Origin of the sequence: Microbulbifer okhotskensis (assembly GCF_023895975.1) — a bacterium.
GTDB classification, from domain to species: Bacteria; Pseudomonadota; Gammaproteobacteria; order Pseudomonadales; family Cellvibrionaceae; genus Microbulbifer; species Microbulbifer okhotskensis.
Map to the genome: position 1 here is coordinate 1 of NZ_JALBWM010000094.1, position 15,895 is coordinate 15,895.

General features: G+C 48.3%; 15 protein-coding genes. 5 read left to right on the forward strand and 10 right to left on the reverse strand.

Annotation, left to right across the window (positions count from 1 at the left end):
• The coding region (locus MO867_RS16580; protein WP_252471158.1) for a NosD domain-containing protein at window positions 1–952 on the forward strand (952 nt) is incomplete at its 5' end.
• Window positions 953–1,194: 242 nt separating this feature from the next.
• Window positions 1,195–1,653 (forward strand): cupin domain-containing protein, encoded by a 459-nt coding sequence (locus MO867_RS16585; protein WP_252471161.1) that lies wholly within the window; start codon window positions 1,195–1,197, stop codon window positions 1,651–1,653.
• A gap of 179 nt (window positions 1,654–1,832) precedes the next feature.
• Here the strand turns inward: MO867_RS16585 and pgmB are convergent, their stop codons facing one another.
• The gene (gene pgmB, locus MO867_RS16590; protein WP_252471163.1) at window positions 1,833–2,504 is read right to left on the reverse strand and encodes a beta-phosphoglucomutase; all 672 of its coding nucleotides are present in this window, start codon (window positions 2,502–2,504) and stop codon (window positions 1,833–1,835) included.
• Complete coding sequence (locus MO867_RS16595) at window positions 2,504–4,852, reverse strand: glycoside hydrolase family 65 protein (protein WP_252471167.1); 2,349 nt, start codon at window positions 4,850–4,852, stop codon at window positions 2,504–2,506. The genes pgmB and MO867_RS16595 overlap by 1 nt, the downstream gene beginning before the upstream one ends.
• Before the next feature lie 430 nt (window positions 4,853–5,282).
• Here MO867_RS16595 and MO867_RS16600 point away from each other — a divergent pair, with 430 nt between their 5' ends.
• The 3 genes from MO867_RS16600 to MO867_RS16610 all read left to right on the forward strand — a co-directional run bounded on the left by MO867_RS16600 (window position 5,283) and on the right by MO867_RS16610 (window position 9,233).
• The gene (locus MO867_RS16600) at window positions 5,283–6,542 is read left to right on the forward strand and encodes an MFS transporter (RefSeq protein ID WP_252471169.1); all 1,260 of its coding nucleotides are present in this window, start codon (window positions 5,283–5,285) and stop codon (window positions 6,540–6,542) included.
• Window positions 6,543–6,610: 68 nt separating this feature from the next.
• Entirely contained in the window at window positions 6,611–7,690 is a 1,080-nt protein-coding gene (locus MO867_RS16605; protein ID WP_252471171.1) for a LacI family DNA-binding transcriptional regulator, read from the forward strand.
• 145 nt (window positions 7,691–7,835) lie between these two features.
• On the forward strand, window positions 7,836–9,233 hold the full coding sequence (locus MO867_RS16610; RefSeq protein WP_252471174.1) for an MFS transporter: 1,398 nt from the start codon (window positions 7,836–7,838) through the stop codon (window positions 9,231–9,233).
• A gap of 27 nt (window positions 9,234–9,260) precedes the next feature.
• On the opposite strand, the gene MO867_RS16615 is transcribed toward MO867_RS16610, so the two are convergent.
• The 8 genes from MO867_RS16615 to MO867_RS16650 form a co-directional block, all read right to left on the reverse strand.
• Window positions 9,261–9,863, reverse strand: a complete 603-nt coding sequence (locus MO867_RS16615; RefSeq protein WP_252471176.1) for a hypothetical protein — start codon at window positions 9,861–9,863, stop codon at window positions 9,261–9,263.
• Window positions 9,864–10,079: 216 nt separating this feature from the next.
• Window positions 10,080–10,403, reverse strand: a complete 324-nt coding sequence (locus MO867_RS16620; protein WP_252471179.1) for an amidohydrolase family protein — start codon at window positions 10,401–10,403, stop codon at window positions 10,080–10,082.
• Between the two features lie 4 nt (window positions 10,404–10,407).
• Complete coding sequence (locus MO867_RS16625) at window positions 10,408–10,872, reverse strand: amidohydrolase family protein (protein ID WP_252471181.1); 465 nt, start codon at window positions 10,870–10,872, stop codon at window positions 10,408–10,410.
• 44 nt (window positions 10,873–10,916) lie between these two features.
• Window positions 10,917–11,867, reverse strand: coding sequence for an alpha/beta hydrolase (locus tag MO867_RS16630; RefSeq protein WP_252471184.1), 951 nt, complete (start codon window positions 11,865–11,867; stop codon window positions 10,917–10,919).
• Window positions 11,868–11,990: 123 nt separating this feature from the next.
• Complete coding sequence (arsH, locus tag MO867_RS16635) at window positions 11,991–12,701, reverse strand: arsenical resistance protein ArsH (protein ID WP_252471186.1); 711 nt, start codon at window positions 12,699–12,701, stop codon at window positions 11,991–11,993.
• A gap of 62 nt (window positions 12,702–12,763) precedes the next feature.
• Window positions 12,764–13,075 carry an ArsR/SmtB family transcription factor gene (locus MO867_RS16640; protein WP_252471188.1) on the reverse strand — a complete coding sequence of 104 codons (312 nt, stop codon included), beginning with the start codon at window positions 13,073–13,075 and terminating at the stop codon, window positions 12,764–12,766.
• A gap of 390 nt (window positions 13,076–13,465) precedes the next feature.
• On the reverse strand, window positions 13,466–13,966 hold the full coding sequence (locus MO867_RS16645; protein WP_252471190.1) for a P-loop nucleotide/nucleoside kinase family protein: 501 nt from the start codon (window positions 13,964–13,966) through the stop codon (window positions 13,466–13,468).
• 679 nt (window positions 13,967–14,645) lie between these two features.
• Window positions 14,646–15,218, reverse strand: a complete 573-nt coding sequence (locus MO867_RS16650) for a hypothetical protein (RefSeq protein WP_252471192.1) — start codon at window positions 15,216–15,218, stop codon at window positions 14,646–14,648.
• Between the last annotated feature and the right edge of the window lie 677 nt (window positions 15,219–15,895).

A 15,895-nucleotide genomic window follows, 5' to 3' on the forward strand; every position in this document is an offset into this window, starting at 1 on the left:
ATCTGGCCGTGGTTCCTACCTATTTCGCCCCCTAAAACTGTCCGAAGTATTGTTAGGTAAAATTTCTCATAGCGTTTTTAGCCTCCTAGGTCAAACTCTGTTTGAGAATATGTCGTTCTCATTTAATGGCTATATGGAGGGTGGTGGCATGGAAATCAAGTGGGCGAATAGTGTGAAGTGCAATTTGGCCGTTGCTATGGCGGTGCCTTGCATACTGATGTCTGGCACAGCTACAGCTGTAAGCTGTGGAGATATCCTATATACCCAAGAGATTCTAAATGAAGATTTGACATGTACGGTGAGTCCCGCAGTGATAATTGTCGGGCCGACAGGGGGGCTCGATATGAATAATTATAATATTGAGTGTGATGGCACGGCAGTTGGTGTGGAAATGGATGGCGCGGTAGGTTATTTAACCGGTGGCGGCACTATATTGTCATGCGAAAGAGGGGTTAGGGTTGCAGGAGATGGTTTCCACAATATTTTAGAGGTTTCGGCTATTTCCAACAATTTTTTGGGAATTGAGTTGATTAGTGATTTTAATTTTGTTGGTTACTCAATTGCTACGGGTAATGGAAATACTGGTGTTCTTGTTAGCGGCGAGAGAAATACTTTGCTGTCAAATGACTTGGGGCAAAATTCATTAATTGGTATTCAGGTGGATGGCGATTGGTCAAATGTATCGCAAAATAATGTTTCTGATAATTTACTTTGGGGGATATATATTTCAGCCTCCAATCGGGGAAGCTACACCCAGAATAATGTGCAAATGAATGGTTCGGTTGGTATTTATATGGATGCCTCAGGACAGATGTATAACAATATTATCGGGAATGTTGCTGTAAATAATCCGGACTTTGATTTGCGCGAGTTGAGTGTAGATGCTTGCGATAATACCAATGTTTGGTTGGGTAATACTTTTTTAACTTCTAATCCTGACTGTTTAGATTGAGATGATTGTCAGAAGGTTCGGCCTGAGGGTGTTTCTTAATCTGGATCTTCTGGCTATCTTATTCCTGTTGTGGTGTCCCAAGTAGGTAAGTGGAACAGTGCTGTACTGGGTGTCACTTAGATGCCGAAAATCGTGATTTTAAGGATGAGCTTTCAGTCTCAGATCCAAGTGTTGAAATTGTTGAGCTTGGTTTTGAATATATATCTAATTCTTTGCCATGCCAATCTCATGGTTAAAAATAAATGAAACCAATAAATCTACGGGATCATCCAGAAGGTGGGAAATTCCTACCGGTATTCAAATCTGAGGTAATGGTCATCAAGCCCGATGGTCAGAGAAGAAGTGCATTGACTCATATATATTTTTATTTGGCTGCGGGTGAAGTCTCCCGATTTCATAAGGTAGAGTCTGATGAAGTCTGGAATCTGTATCAAGGTGAAGGGCTGTATCTTTATATTTGGGATGAGTTGGAAGACTCACTGAGCCGAATCGAAATTTCTGTAAAAAATAAAGTTTTTTGTTACGTTGTTGCCGCTGGCGTTTGGCAAGCTGCTGAGCCAATCGGTGATTCAGTTTTGGTTGGTTGCTCGGTGGGGCCGGGTTTTGAGTTTGCTGACTTTAAAATAGTTGATTCTGAATCCTGCCTTTCCCAAAAACTTTGCGATAGAGATCCCACCCTGCTTCGTTTTGTTGGTCGATAAGGTGGTTATCCCAGTTTAGAGAGAAGTTATACAGTAGGTGCTTGTCAATCTTTGCTTTCTACTCTGCCATAAAAATAATTCAGGAAGTTTTGATAATTCTTGGATTGGCTCGTTTCATGGTGGGATTCAGGCTGCTTTTCTTGCAGCCTGCTTAGTTGAGGGTAATTTCTACCGGCTTCTTAGTTAAAAGATACGGCCTGAATCGCTGAAAGGAAGAAGTCTGTGGGTGTGAATTCTGTCAAGCTTTCTATATTGTAATCAGCTTCAGCTAATGTCTCCTTGTTGCCAACGCCAATGGCGGTCATCCCCTCTGCCGATTTGATTGCTGCTATACCCGCAGTAGCGTCCTCGAAGGCAATACAGAACTCAGGATCGATCCGTAAACTTCTGGCTGCTGCGAGGAAAATATCGGGAGATGGTTTTGGCGCTGACATTTCCGGATCTGCAACGACTGAAAAATAACCCGAAATACCCAGTGCTTCTAATACAGCTGTAGCGTTTTTACTGGCTGAGGCCAGAGCGGTCGGAATGTGCCGTTCGCTTAGCCAGGCTAAAAGCTCGCTGGCACCGGGCAATAGATCTGCCGGTGATAAGCTGCGAATAAGTTCTTGATAGCGGCTGTTTTTACGTGCCGCGAGAGCAATTTTTCCTTCAGTACTGTATTTTGAACTCTTCTCTCCGAGAATGACTTCCAGGGAAGCCATTCTCTCCAGGCCTTTAAGCTTTTCCTCTGTATCTTCGGCCCAAGGGCGCTGCAATGCGTCGGCTAGCTGACGCCAGGCTTGTAGGTGTAGTCGTGCGGTATCGGCTATTACGCCATCCAAGTCAAAGATTGCTGCCCGATAGATCATTATGATACCTCCTCTATCTGTGCCATTTGAATGATTTCTGTTTGGCCCTTAGAGCCCAGTAACAGGATTTGGTCGCCGTGGTGTAAGGTGATTGCTTCACCCTTTACCAAGGTGTAACTCGTTTTTTTTCGGTCTACTTCTAAAGCGATAGTGCGGTCGCGGAATTGAAGGCGGAAGCGATAGCCATCCATTCCATCGGGAATGTAAGGATTAAAATTCAGTTCACTGCCATGCAGACGCATGCCGGCAAAACCCTGGACCATGCACATCCAGGTTCCGCCCATACAGGCGGTGTGTATGCCGTGTTGTGTATTGTTGTGATAATTATCCAGATCCATTCGCGCTACCTGTTGGAAGTAGTTGAGCGCTTTTTCCGGGTAGCCCACCTCACTGGCAATAATGCTGTGAATGCAGGCGGACAGCGTGGAGTCATGGGTAGTGAGCGGTTCGTAGAAATCAAAATCGCGGCGTTTTTGCTCGACAGAGAACTCAGAACTTTGCAGAAGTAGTCCCAGCACCACGTCGGCTTGCTTACAGACCTGATGCCGGTAGATCACTAGCGGGTGGTAGTGCAGTAGCAGGGGGTATTGGTCTGCGGGGGTATCTGCAAAATTCCACTGAGGTTTGTCCAGGAAGCTGTCATCCTGGGGGTGTATTCCTTGGGTGTCATTGTAAGGAAGGTACATGGTTTCTGCGGCACGCACCCAGTTCAGAGGCTCTTCTACTCCCAGTTGTATGTGTTCAGCCAATGCGGCACAGGCTTTAGGATCGAAGGATTTGAGCCAATAGAAGACTTCCGCCGCATATTGCAGGTGGGCTTGAGCCATTAGGTTGGTATAAAAATTGTTGTCTACCAGTGCGGTATATTCGTCCGGCCCGGTTACGCCGTTGATGCAGAACTGGTTGTCCCGGCGGGGGTTGAAGTGACCGACTTCCATCCACATTCGCGCCCCCTCAATCACCACTTCTGCACCTTTGCTGCGCAAAAAGTCGATATCGCCGGTCACCCGGCAGTAATGGCGCACGGCGTAGGCGATATCGGCATTGATGTGGTACTGGGCGGTACCGGCCGGATAATAGGCCGAGCACTCCTCACCGCCGATGGTCCGCCAGGGGAATAGAGCCCCTTTGCCAATAGCCATTTCCCGAGCGCGGGCACGGGCGGCATCCAGAATCGAATGGCGGTACTCCAGCAATCCTCGCGCTAGTTGGGGCTGAGTGTAGAGGAAAAATGGCAACACATAGATTTCTGTATCCCAGAAGTAGTGGCCATCGTAGCCATCACCTGACAGGCCTTTGGCGGCTATATTTGTGCGGCCATCCCGCCCCAATGACTGGAACAGGTGGTACAGGTTAAAGCGGATTCCCTGCTGCAGGGCATCATTGCCATTCACTTGAATATCCGACTCGCTCCAAAATTTTTCCATCTCTAACCGCTGGGATTTGACGTGCTTTGCGAAACCCTTGGTCGCGCAAAATTCCAGATAGCTACGCAGTTCTGCCGCTTCTATGGGTTCGGCATTTTGCTCGGCAAAGTAGGCAACATACTTTGTCAGGCGGATTGGTGTATTGCGCTGGGCATTAAAGCGGTACTCGATCGAAACACAGTCCTCGCTACGCAGATTGGAGATAGTGAATTCGCTGTCGCTCGCGCAATCATGCAGGGCGGCACTGCAAATCGAGAAGCCGCTGCTTTTGACGGAAAGGGGTAGTGCCAGGTAGGTACCGTCGGCTGTATTCCCCAGCCACTGGATATCTCCCTGGTCGATAGGGGAGGCCAGGCGGGGGTCGTCGCTACGCTCAGCCTGGGCCAAGTCGCCATCCAGGCAGGATTGAAGGCGTACTTCGCCATCAAAGTTGATTGGGGTGAGTTCTAGGTTCAAAACGAAAAGGTGCTTTTCTTTCAGCGAAACCAGTCGCTGCACCCTAAGCTCGATCGTTTTTCCTTTGGGCGAGCGCCAGGTCAGCTTGCGCTCGCTGATGCCGGCGACCATATCCAGGCGGCGCTCATAGTGAAGCAACTCGCCCTCGGCTAAGCTGAAGCGCTCTCCATCGAGGCTGATATGGACCGTCTTTCCATCGGGCACTGTCAACATGCGTTGGTTGTTCCGTGCATACCCGTAGGCCGCTTCGCCATAACCAATAGGCTCGCTGGCGTAGACACCGTTGAGGTAACAGCCATCGGTAAAGGGCTCAGGATCGTAGCCTTCCTCAAAGGCACCACGCAGACCGATATAGCCATTGCCCAGGGAGAAGAGGGTGGCGTTGAGACAGTAGTCCTCGGGCTGGAGAGTTTTCTCCACCAGGCTCCAGGGGTGAATACCATGTTTGATTTGTTGTTGCTTCATACCACGTTCACTGGATTGGATATTCAGGCGCAGCCCCAAGCCTGCTGGAATTAGTGGGCTGATGCTTTTCAGTCTATCCGCAAACAGGGTTTTTTTGCAATCGATTGCATTTATGTGTTTTTGAGTGATTCAAAGTAGAGGCAAGCCCCCATAGTAGATTGTTTTGTTAGTTTCAAACTATTGAATTTAAAGGATTATTTTCATTTTTGGACGCTTCTTTCTTTCTCTTACATTGTTTAAATGTGACTGCTTGAGTCACCATGGTCATATTTATTGCAAACGATTGCATTTCATCTTAAAGCTGATACATACTGGGGTTGTTGGGTAAGTGTGACTGCGGGCGCATTATCCTACAAAAGCAGAACAAAAAATGTACAATAACAGGCTGCTACGGCTGACGGCCCAAGCCATAGATCGAAAAGATTCTCTTATGAAAAATCAGCGCATACTTCTTTCCCTGTTCGCTATCTACTTCGTGTTTGCCATTCTGCTGAACAGTGTGGGTACTGTGATCCTGCAAGTGATTAATACCTACGGTGTGAGTAAGTCTGCCGCAAGCGTGTTGGAAGGCTTTAAAGATATTCCGATCGGCATTGTCTCCTTTTTGGTGGCCTCGCAATTACCCAGGTTGGGGTTTAAGCGGGCCATGTTAGTAGGCTTGGCCATTGTTACCGCGGCTTGTGTGGTAATGCCTCTAGTGCCCGGATTTTGGACGACAAAGCTGCTGTTTTTATCGGTTGGGGTTGCTTTTGCTCTGGTGAAAGTTGCGGTTTACTCCACCGTCGGGTTGCTTGCTCGGGGGCGCAAAGAGCATGCGAGTTTACTGAATACTCTGGAAGGGGTGTTTATGGTGGGGGTGCTCGGTGGCTATTGGTTGTTTAGCGCCTTTATTGATTCCTCCAATTCCGGCTCCACGGCTTGGCTCGGTGTTTACTGGGTGCTGGCCGTCATCTGTGCAATCGCTTTCGTGTTGCTTTGGGTAACGCCTTTGGAGGAATCCGGTACGCGGGTTGAGGGTGCGAGCCCTCGCCAGGATTTTTTGGCAATGGTTAAATTGATGGCCAAGCCCTTAGTATATATCTACGTTATCTCGGTATTTGTCTATGTCTTGATCGAGCAGGGCATTGGTAGTTGGTTGCCCACTTTCAACAATGAAATCCTGAAATTGCCTACGGCGATGAGTGTGCAGGCTGCCAGTATCTTTGCGGCGAGTCTGGCACTGGGAAGGCTTGGGGCGGGGGTGATTATGCGGCGGGTGCACTGGTATCCAGTGCTTAATATCTGCCTGTTAGCTATGGCCATGTTGGTGTTGCTGAGCTTACCATTAGCCAACAATATTGAGCCCAACCCTAGTGTAAATTGGTTGAGCGCACCAATTGCTGCTTTTGTGTTGCCATTGATTGGTTTGTTTATGGCACCGGTTTATCCAGCGATTAACTCTGTCATGCTCAGCGCCTTACCGACTCATCAGCACTCTGCGATGACAGGATTATTGGTGATTTTTTCTGCTCTTGGTGGTACTACCGGTTCATTGATTACAGGCTCGGTCTTTGAAGCTTTCGATGGCCAAGTTGCTTTCTATCTTTCGCTGATCCCGATTACGGTCATTCTGATCAGCTTGTTCTTTTTCCGCCGAGCGGTGGAGCGTGGCGATGAGAGGGTGGCAAGTGCTGCTGCGCCGGCGGGTTAGGTCTGTTTTACAAAACTGGACGGCGGGCCTAAGATGGCGTTTTTTCCGCGAACAAGGTGAAGTACGCCATGCCCAAGGATTCCTCCTCTCCTGTCTCTATGTCCGATATTGCGCGGCTGGCGGGAGTTTCTGAATCCACAGTTTCGCGTGCGCTGAATAACAATCCGTTGATCAATGAAAAGACCCGCGAGCGCATTCAAAAGATTGCCAGCTCAATGAATTACAAGATCAATGAGAGCGCGCGGAATCTGCGATTGCAGTGTAGCCATACTATTTCGGTGGTGATTAACACGGGCCACACCGGCGGCCAGACTTTCTCTGATCCCTTTATGATCGACATGATTGGCGCGATTGCTGATCGCCTCGCCGAGCATAAGTATGATTTGCTCTTTTCCAATCGTATTTCCAGCAGATCCGATTGGCATTCCTACCTGGTGGGGTCGCGCCGTGCAGATGGCGTGATCGTGATAGGGCAGGGGGTGGATGATGCCCCACTGCGAGAGTTGTATGAACAGGGAGATCCGCTGGTTGTCTGGGGCGGGACCAAAAGAACGGGTGCCGATTATTGTATTGTCAGTAGTGATAACCAGATGGGGGGGCGCCAAGCCACTGAGCACTTGCTGGGTCTCGGTCGGAGTCGAATCATTTTCCTGGGGGATATTGCCCATCCGGAAGTGAATGGACGCTTTGAGGGATACTGTTCGGCCTTGGCTGCCGTGGAGATGGCCGATAGTGCCAGGCAGCTGGATGTCGCTTTTTCCAGCGAGAGCGGCTATCAATCCATCATCGAGTTGATTGAGCGTGAGGGTTTGAGCTTCGATGGCATATTCACGGCCAGTGACAGTATTGCCATGGGGGCCATCAAAGCCTTGCAGGCCTGTGGTCACTGGGTGCCGGAAGAGGTTGCTGTGGTTGGCTTTGACGATATTCCGAGTGCGCCATTTTTTACCCCACCATTGACAACGGTGCGCCAGAATATCCACCGCGGCGGAGAGCTGATGGTGGAGAAGATGATGACGATCATTTCGGGTCAGCCGATGGAGCCAGAGGTGCTTTCCACCGAGCTGGTCGTGCGGGGCTCTTGTGGCGCAAACCCGGATTACCAGCCGGTCCAGGAGTTTTTCCAGCAATCGCCTGGGGAAATCTAAACTGCCCGCCGCCGCATTTGCGTGATAAAAATCGCTGGGAGCGTAGGGAGCCGTAAATGCTTCCTGTGCTTACCCGCCTTTGGGCCACACTTGTAATGCTTACCTAACCCGGTGATTAAATAGAGCGTGTGGCTGATCTGAAAATATGACGGGCAAAAATACATCACTAACCAAAACCCAGATACTTGGGTTGTTCGCCTTGAGTTTGGCAATTTTTCTGATTGGGAATGATCTTACAGCGTTTTCAGTGGCCCTGCCGGCGATTGAAAAGCAGTTTAACTCCAATATCACCACCACTCAGTGGATTATTAATGGTTATACACTTGCCTTTGGTATATTGCTGATTTCGGGCGGTCGCCTTGCAGATATATTTGGGCGGCGACGAATTTTCTTTATTGGCATGGCCGCTTTTGTCTTTTTCTCCCTCTTGGGAGGCCTTGCTACCGACATCCCCATATTGCTCGTGGCACGAGGCTTAATGGGTATAGGTAGTGCTCTTATGTGGCCGGCCATATTAGGCATGACTTACGGTATGATGCCGGAAGGTCGTTCTGGCCTGGCGGGCGGTTTGGTGATGGCTATGTGCGCAGCCGCGAATGCTATTGGCCCCGTGCTGGGTGGAATCCTCACCGATTGGTTGAGCTGGCGTTGGATCTTTTTTATCAATCTTCCGGTTGCCGCACTGGCTTACTTTGTCTGTTGGAAGTTCATACCTGATGACAGCCCTGAAAATGTAGAAGAGCGTATTGACTTTGGGGGTGTGATATCCCTGACTACCTCACTATTTTGTTTGCTGTTGGCATTGGATCTGGTAGTTGATGTGGGTTTTAAGAGTCCGATAATCATCATGCTGGCATTGATGGCTCTGTTATTCATGGGGCTGTTTATCTTGGCTGAGCGCTATGCGGGTAAGAATGCTTTGATTCCCTTGGATATGGCGGCCAATCACGGTTTCTTCGCCGCAGGGTTTGCCACGCTGTTACTGTCTGTTGTTTTCTTTGCTGCGCTCCTTTATGTACCTCAATATTTGACTAAGATGCACCATCAGTCGGCTATGTATTCGGGAATGGGGCTTCTGCCGATGATGATTTCATTTGGCCTTACTTCTTTTATTGCCGGTGGCCTTTATGAAACCTTGGGGGCTAAGGCAATTGTCTCCGTGGGAACTGTTGCTATGTGCGTCGGTATGTTTATGTTATCCCACCTGCATAAAGAAACGACCTTCGTTGAAATGGTTCCAGGCTTGATCGTGTTGGGGGCGGGGATTGGTCTTTTTTATTCTGCGATTACTACGGCTGCGATTACCGTCGTTGCCCCGGAGAGGGCCAGTTTGGCGGGCGCGATTTTGTATATGTTCCAGATTGGCGGAGGGGCTATTGGCTTGGGGGTGAATACCACGATCGTTGCCTTGGCCCCGGATATGTCGATGGGTATCGACAGGGCCTTCACGGTCAATGCCTATTTAGCACTGGTAGGTTTGGTGGTTTGCCTTCTATTTGTCTCGGGGAAGCCTGCGGCTCAGGCTTCCGTAGCGAAGAATTAATAGGGAGTGGGGGAGCTTCCTGATTAATTACTGCTGACCATTTAAATGTTTATTGCCTATTTCTGCAAATTCCACGTGGGTGACGATACCGTCGGTATTGTAGCTGACTATTAGAATTTTCTGATAAGAGCTTGGTTGGAAGATAGCTTTACTGGTTTGGCTATACATATAAACCTTAGCTTTTTCAGACGGATTGCTGATCAGCGGATATTGATACTCTCCGGAAGGGTTGCCGAGTAAATCTTGTGCCTCGCTAATACTGGTGTGGCCTTCATTGATGAGTGGTACTTTTGACTCATCAAAATCCGTAGAGTCTTCAGCAAGAGAGCTGACAAAATCCTGGCCAACTAATTTATTGTTGAAAAAATAGAAGCCTTGATTGCGCGCAGCACTGACATCGTCCTTATCGGCTTTACTGCCGGTGGTGGGGTAAGCGTAAGCCAGTGTAACAATTTGCTGGTTGTTTTTTATAAAAACACCTTTCTCGTAAGGCTTGCCGAGTTTTTCTTTAATGGTCTGCTCGGTATCTACACCCAGGGATACATCTTCTGTTCCCAGTGGTTTAGTGCCATTGCCGGTACATCCGGACAAAATTAAAAGGGATAATACAATGGTGGTAAATCCTTTCATTACAACCTCCTGCGTTGAGTCTTCCAGGTTTTCCTTGGCCTGTAATATTCGCCGCATCCTACAGCTGACATTTATGAATTACCAGTGATTTGTAAGCTCTTTCCATACCCGCGGATTATAGGGGGCGGGATAATTATATGGTTCGTTAATTGTTGCACTTATTGCCAAGTACAGTTTACTTTTTAAGTGCTTGTGGCCTATTGCAAGACACCTGGATTATGCTCCGGTTCCCATGGGGTCTGTATTTGCCCTGGGTTGTTGCAGATAAAATTCGCGAGCATTGCCAACTAGGACCTTTCTTGCTTCGGCTTTACCCAGCGTGTCGTTAATTAGCAAAATGTCATCATGTTTAAATGGGCGCGGCGCTCTGGTGGATGGAAGGTCTGAACCGAACATCAAGCAACTGGGGTTTGCCGTGTGCAAGCTGCGAATTGCGGCTGCCGGGTCAAAATCTAGGCGACCAAATCCACTCGCTTTTACTTTTACCCCTTTTTCGGCCAGTTTGAGCAGGGTGCTAAAGCCGTGCTTATTGAGCCCCAAGTGATCAATGGAAATTTTGGGTAATCAGTTGGTTATATAGAGGGATGAGACCACTGGAGTCGATATACAGCTCGATGTGCCAGCCCGCCAGCTCGAAAACGCGCCGGGCAAGGGTGTCAATACTCCCCACCTCTTCAGAACCGCCTCGCCTCAGGTTAAAGCGCAGGGCCCTGACTCCCTGCTTGTGAAGCTCCAGAATGGTGTCGTCCGGGGTTCCCGCCAATAATTGTGTTACTCCTACATAGTGTCTACCGAGCTTAGCCAAAGCGTCGACAAGGTAGGTTTGATCCTGCTTTTGGAATGATCCTGAAACCACGGCTCCACCGAGTAAATGACAATTACTCAGCTTGCGTTGGTAATCGCCGACGGTAAAAGGCGGTGGGAGGTACCCTTGGTTGGAAAACAAAGGAAAAATGGGATTGATAATGTGGAAGTGACTGTCAAAAATGAGGGGTTTGAGAGAGCTCATAGGGGGATTGTCTGCAGTCGATTTCCCAAGGTGCGATATTCTGGTCAAATGTCACGGATGGTGCGGATGCGATCAGCAAAAGCCCGTCGCGAAACAGATATCTCTGGAGCGTACACCTCCCATGCGTGGGACACACCGGGGCGAACATGTAACTCGGTACTCACGCCTGCATCTGTGAGTAGCCGTGTATATTCAATGCTCTCATCACGGAATATATCCAGCTCACCGACATCGATAAAGGCGGGCGCTAACCCATTAGCATGCTGCAGTCGTGCCGGCGCAGCGTAGGGGCTGACAGTGGGGCTTCCCACCTGATTGCCCAAAAGAGCTGTCCAGGCGGTGAGGTTATCCTCGTTTGTCCAGCTGGCAAATGTCAGGAGTTGTGGATCGGCAGTTACGGTTCTGTCATCCAGCATGGGGTAGAGCAGTATCTGCCGGGCTAGCGGAGGCCCCTTCTTGTCGCGTGTCACGATTGCCAAGGCTGCCGCAAGGCCCCCGCCCGCACTGTCGCCCATAACGGCAATTCGGGAGGATTCGACGGTGAGTTCTCTGGCGTGTTGAGCCAGCCACTTGAGCCCTTGATAGCAGTCGTCAATGGGAATGGGGTAGGGGAATTCTGGCGTTTTTCGATAATTTACCGATAGGAATGGCACGCCGCTGGCGGCCACATATTCAGCAACAACTTGATCATACATAGCGACCTCATTGCAAATCAGACCGCCTCCGTGAATATACAATATGGCCGAGCCTGGATTCTGCCCTTTCTTCTGGTACCAGCGGAGTTTGATCTCTCCTTGATGCTCGCTTTTGATGAAAAAGTCCTGGTAAGAAACGTCTACCGGGAAGGTTCGATTCTGAATGAGAGCTTTGCTCAGTCGAGCACTGTTCTTGCGCCTTGTGTCGATATCCCCAATCGGTGCTTCTGTTAGGCTACCCAGCAAGTTGTCGAACTTGCCTAGGGCGGCAGAGAATTCCGGGTCCAGGGAGAAGCTCATGGAGGAATATCCTTATCGTGGCCCTATCTGTCTCTTTCGGCGAGAAACTGCTCTACACATGAGGGCTTGATGGGGGGCAAGTCTGGACCTGTCCCAGGGCGGCTCTCAGTAGCTATAGCAAGGTTAAGCAGCACCGCTTGCTGCAACTAAATTCTTAACAGATGCTTCCACTTCTAGCGATTGATTCGACTTGGTTTCGCTAAAGCGCTCGGTTAGATAATCGCTTTGACCACGTAGCAGTATGGTGGTTTTAACCAGCTCCTCCAGCACATCAATAACTCGGTCTCTAAAAGATGAATCCTTTAGGCGTCCATGGTCGTCAAACTCCTGCCATGCCTTGGCGATAGAGGACTGGTTGGGGATGGTGAACATGCGCATCCAGCGGCCCAATACACGCAGGTTATTGACGGTATTGAACGACTGCGATCCCCCTGAGATTTGCATAACCGCGAGGGTTTTTCCTTGAGTTGTGCGGCATGCCGATTGCTCCAAAGGTAGCCAATCGATTTGATTTTTGAAAACTGCAGATATATTTCCGTGGATCTCAGGGCTGATCCACACCTGCCCCTGGCTCCAGGCAGACCGGTCGCGCAATTGTTGGACTTTTGGGTGTTCTTGACTGACACCGTCATAGATCGGCAGGTCGATAGGGTCAAATAGGCGCACTTCGGCACCAAAATGCTCGAGTATTTCCATGACTTGATTGGCCAGTAAGCGAGAGAATGAGTTGGGCCTGAGCGAACCAAACAAGACCAGTATCTTCGAGGGCTCGATATTGGGTTCAGCACTCTGTAGTCGCTGCTGTATTTTACTTGGCGTGTGGTTAGGCAGCATAGGTTAACACCTCTAAAAATCTATATTTCTAGAATAGTCGAAATATAGATTAAAACAAAATTTTAGCTTTTGCCGTTGGACCCCTGGTCAGGTGTGGTACAGCACTCTTCTAGCAGGTAGTTCACCAAGTCCATCAGAGCGGGAAAGCAAGCCACGCATAGCAGCACCCGGCCCTGGCGCTTTTGTACCATCAGGCCAGAATTAACCAGTCGGCTGATATGGTGAGAGAGAGTGGAGCCCGGAATATCCAGCTGCGCTTGTAGATCGCTTACGGACAGGCCCTCCGGCCCTGATTTAACCAGCAGGCGGTAGATGGCCAGGCGTGTGGTGTGGCCCAGTTCGGATAATTTTTTAGCGGCATCTTGGTGTTCCATGGTGAGTAAGGTAACCGACGCCTGAGGGGTTGTAAACTATATTTCTAGAATATTGGAATTATCATTTTTCCTGATGTAAAAAACCAGAAAAATGATTGAATGGTTGCTGCTGTGTCTGTAGCCGAGAATTCTATGGTCAGATCTGTATCGAGGCCGGCAGACAGGGTGCAGGCTCTTTAGTGGCAATATGGGGGTACTGTGCGATGGTCTGGCCTTGCCGTCCCATGGCGGGTGGCTATACATCCTTATATTACATTTCCCCATTTCCCATGGATGGCCGGCTTGGCAGGTGTTGAAAAATTATTCATCTGATTAATCCCATTCTCTTGAGTGTTTCGGTCAATACTCGGCTCGTTATAACGTTAGATTGCCAATTAAACCGTGTGCATGCTACGTGCATGTGAGCTTGATTGTCTCAATGTTGAATCCTTCATCTGCGGAAGGTGCCTCAAAGTACTTGGTCACTTGTTTAAATATACTTGGTGTGTCAATTTCAGTGCGCTCAGGCTGCGAGTTTTTTCGGTGTGCGATTTGCTTTAGGCAAGTGTCATCATCGGCGTCGAGGTAGATTAACTGGTGGTGATAGGGTCTATTTAGAAATATTCCTTTGAGCCAGGATCTTTGCTGTTTTGTGTTTCCCGGAAAGTCCATGATTACAGAAACACCGCAGTATAAGATGCTTTGAACATGCTTCTCGATAACTGACTTCAAACGGGGCGAGTACTTTATGTAATCTTGGAGCGAATTGATCTCACCAGGATATAATCTGGAAAGCCACTCGTCTTCAGATATAAGGATCGCCCCCGTTTTTTCTGAGATTTCAGCTGCTTTTGTACTCTTGCCCGCCCCCATCTTTCCACAAAATAACACAAGTGTACCGTATTTTTTCATTCTATCCTCGGGTGTATATGCTTAGTATTTCGAGATTATTGTAGCAGCAGTCCAAATGCTTCGGCACCCATGCTGTTAAATGTAGCAGGTGACGTTAGTGGAAAATGAACTGGATATTGATACTGAATGACACAAGAAAAACTTTTCAGGCTTGAAAGAAGTTTTCTCGTTGAGAAGCGAGGAAATGGTGTGGTGATCAAATTCTGGCTTCTTATGCGGACTGTTTCAGTGGCTTAGGGACGCCCCATGATTTTTCCAGCAGAGATAGTGACAGTTTTCTCAAGAATTATTTTTTGACCGATGTCGGTAATAAGTAGAAGTTATCCGCCAAAGTAAAAAGAGGATGCCTGATATCAAGGGCGCAATGACCAGATAAAAATATTTGTTTTTCAGGTGAGTTAAAGACTTCCATTAAGGAGGCTATGAATGATTTCGTAATGTCTCTGCTAGCCATGAAGGCTGCAGGTGTTAGGCGCAGTTGGCCACGAATGGCCTTAGCCCTTTGCGTGAGCTGTAGTGCATCAAATGCGGCCTTTCAATACTCGCCCTACGGGGCTATCAGAGCGATTTACACTCTGAGTTACAGTTTTTTGAAAGGCCTAGGTATTCCTGCAAAGCCGCGCCTTAATTGTAAACCGCTATGAGAGTCAGAGATATCGCGGAGTTATTCAGAGGCTCCTTAACTGCTGCACTTAATGAATGCCATTGAGCGTGACCAGCCTTTACTGGCATCAAAGTCTTCAGCTATAGGCTCCTTTGATGAGTTGGTATATGAACCCATACCATGTGAAATCATATAATTTGGTATATAGGTAGGTGGTTCTGAAGCTTCAAGATAACTACAGATTTCTCGTTTTCTCTCGTTACCTTTATCAAGTGCATTAATGCTGGTAAAGAGCTTTTTTCTGTTGAGGGGATCTATTGAGCTAAATTCTTTTTCGAATAGAGCGCTCAGAGCGCCATGCGCTGATTTATCTGTAACTCTTTGAGTGTCGAAGTAGGCGAATGCGATGGCAACCATAATCAGCTCGGCTGCCTCGCTAAACTTCGATTGTTCAGCACAGACTTTGGCGCCAGCAGTGATATCTGCAGCCGTATTGATGGATGTAATGGATGTTGCGTTGACACATCCAAGGGGAGGGTTTTTCGTTAGATTACTCTTATCTGAATGGTCTGCAACCTCTGCAACCTCTGCACCATTGGCACCGATAGAAAGTAGAGTGAGAAGAACTGGAGTGAGAAAAATCTTCATAGGTAAGATGTCCCTTGGATAGCTAACGGCCTTAATTGTCAATATAGAATGTTGGGGGCTAATTTTGGCTTTCAGGGAGGTAAAGTTACGCCAGGTTCGAATCCAGTGAATGGCTTGGTAATTCAGGCTGTGTGTTGCTGGGAGCTCAGTACTATTGTTGGTGGAACCAAAGAGCTCTAGACAACTTTTCCAACATTTTGAATGGCTTCAGCCAGAATTTAGAAGCTCAAAGCTCAAAGCTCAAAGCTCAAAGCTCAAAGCTCAAAGCTCAAAGCTCAAAGCGTAAGGGTTTGGGCCTCATCTTGTTTTAACTGAAACTAGCGTAGCTCAATATTTAAAGATTTTTATATTTGGCGTGTTTTGTTGTGATCGATAAAGCGCAGGAGATTGTGGGAGTCGGTTTTTAGGCTCTAGGGGAGCACACTTATATCGTGTAAAGCTTTGAAGTGTATTTCCCTTTTGTTGAGCGGCTATATTGGCCTAGGCAGTAGATTTTCCGAGAATAACAGCCACCAGATGTCTGCTATTCTCGGAAAATCAAATAATGCCTTGTGGCTTGATGGCGATCAATTAAAACATTGGGGTAAGGCTCGTAGGAGATTTTCTATCAACTATTGTAGATTCAACACTTCGGACAGTTTCATGCAGCTATAGCCCCATAGTCACTGTACTGCTCG

Bases quoted from the DNA above. Each gene is read 5' to 3' on its own strand.
- MO867_RS16585 (WP_252471161.1), top strand. From the start codon at position 1,195: ATGAAACCAATAAATCTACGGGATCATCCAGAAGGTGGGAAATTCCTA.
- pgmB (WP_252471163.1), bottom strand. From the start codon at position 2,504: ATGATCTATCGGGCAGCAATCTTTGACTTGGATGGCGTAATAGCCGAT.
- MO867_RS16595 (WP_252471167.1), bottom strand. From the start codon at position 4,852: ATGAAGCAACAACAAATCAAACATGGTATTCACCCCTGGAGCCTGGTG.
- MO867_RS16600 (WP_252471169.1), top strand. From the start codon at position 5,283: ATGAAAAATCAGCGCATACTTCTTTCCCTGTTCGCTATCTACTTCGTG.
- MO867_RS16605 (WP_252471171.1), top strand. From the start codon at position 6,611: ATGCCCAAGGATTCCTCCTCTCCTGTCTCTATGTCCGATATTGCGCGG.
- MO867_RS16610 (WP_252471174.1), top strand. From the start codon at position 7,836: ATGACGGGCAAAAATACATCACTAACCAAAACCCAGATACTTGGGTTG.
- MO867_RS16615 (WP_252471176.1), bottom strand. From the start codon at position 9,863: ATGAAAGGATTTACCACCATTGTATTATCCCTTTTAATTTTGTCCGGA.
- MO867_RS16625 (WP_252471181.1), bottom strand. From the start codon at position 10,872: ATGAGCTCTCTCAAACCCCTCATTTTTGACAGTCACTTCCACATTATC.
- MO867_RS16630 (WP_252471184.1), bottom strand. From the start codon at position 11,867: ATGAGCTTCTCCCTGGACCCGGAATTCTCTGCCGCCCTAGGCAAGTTC.
- arsH (WP_252471186.1), bottom strand. From the start codon at position 12,701: ATGCTGCCTAACCACACGCCAAGTAAAATACAGCAGCGACTACAGAGT.
- MO867_RS16640 (WP_252471188.1), bottom strand. From the start codon at position 13,075: ATGGAACACCAAGATGCCGCTAAAAAATTATCCGAACTGGGCCACACC.
- MO867_RS16645 (WP_252471190.1), bottom strand. From the start codon at position 13,966: ATGAAAAAATACGGTACACTTGTGTTATTTTGTGGAAAGATGGGGGCG.
- MO867_RS16650 (WP_252471192.1), bottom strand. From the start codon at position 15,218: ATGAAGATTTTTCTCACTCCAGTTCTTCTCACTCTACTTTCTATCGGT.